Below are 1082 nucleotides of genomic sequence, written 5' to 3'. Positions count from 1 at the left end.
TGCATTCATTTCCTTCTGGTACAGCCGTAATCGTAATCTTTTTTTCCTGCTCTACGGATGACGCTTCATCTTCATCCTCAGGAAAGGCATAATGAATTGCATTTTCAACAATCGGCTGCAGGATCATACCGGGGAAGCGGACCGAAAGCATCTTATCCTGGATCCTTTTCTCAAGGTGATATTCTCCGCTGAAACGGACATTCATGATATACATATAATGATCGATCAGCTCGATTTCCTGGCCGATGGTCGAATCCTGTCCGGCTCCATGCAGCTGACCGCGGAAAAATTCAGCGGTGTTGTTGATAAAAATATAGGTTCTTTCCGCCCCTTCCATCATGGCAAGCTGCTGACCGGCATTTAATGTGTTAAAAAGAAAATGCGGACTGATTTGTGCCTGATAATACCGTAACTTTGCATCCTTAAGAAGATTTTCTGTCATAAGCTCCTTCTCTTTCAAGGCAAGCTCTCTTTTTGCACTGCTACGTATTTCTTCTATCCCGGCGCGGACACTCTTCATCATGCTTGCAAACGCACGGGTAAGGACACCGACTTCATCTCCGGCTGTCGTTTCCGGGATGTCGACATCCATGTTTCCGCTTTCGATTTCTCTTGCTTTCATGGAAAGCACCTGCAGCGGCTTGACGAGTGCACTGAGAAAATCATAGAGAAGAAGGCCTTCCATGCCGGCGGTCAAAATCAAGACAACCAGTATATATGTTTCAAGCTTCTGCAAAGAATCCAGCGCAGATTCATATCGGATGGAATTTTTCTGAAAGCGCAGGGTATTCAGTCTTCTCAGTGTTTTCAGGATATAGGTATGGATATTCGTCGCTTCCCGGTAGTACTGACGATAGTCTCCGTCGTACTGCTGTTTCATCGTAATACTGCGTTCAGCCATCGCATAATAGGAGGCAGATAGGTAAAAAATCTCCCGGTCTAAAAGACTTGCCGGATTTCCGGTAACCTCCGCTTGAATCTGATCTGTCATTTCCTTCATGTTGGCCATGGAAATCCGAAAATGCTGAAAGGCATCATCACTCCGGGTATTCATATAATCCGTAAAATACTTTTCAGTTTCT

At 45.0% G+C, this 1082-nt stretch carries 1 protein-coding gene; it reads right to left on the bottom strand.

Going from position 1 to position 1082, the window contains the following annotated elements; all coding sequences use genetic code 11:
* A partial coding sequence (locus VZT47_RS10620; RefSeq protein ID WP_330224923.1) for a sensor histidine kinase occupies nt 1-1082 on the bottom strand: 1082 nt, incomplete at both ends.

Origin of the sequence: Dialister sp. (genome assembly GCF_036343215.1) — a bacterium.
GTDB lineage: Bacteria > Bacillota > Negativicutes > Veillonellales > Dialisteraceae > Dialister.
The sequence above is the reverse complement of the archived record's forward strand: the minus strand, read 5'-3'. Positions and strand labels throughout refer to the sequence as shown.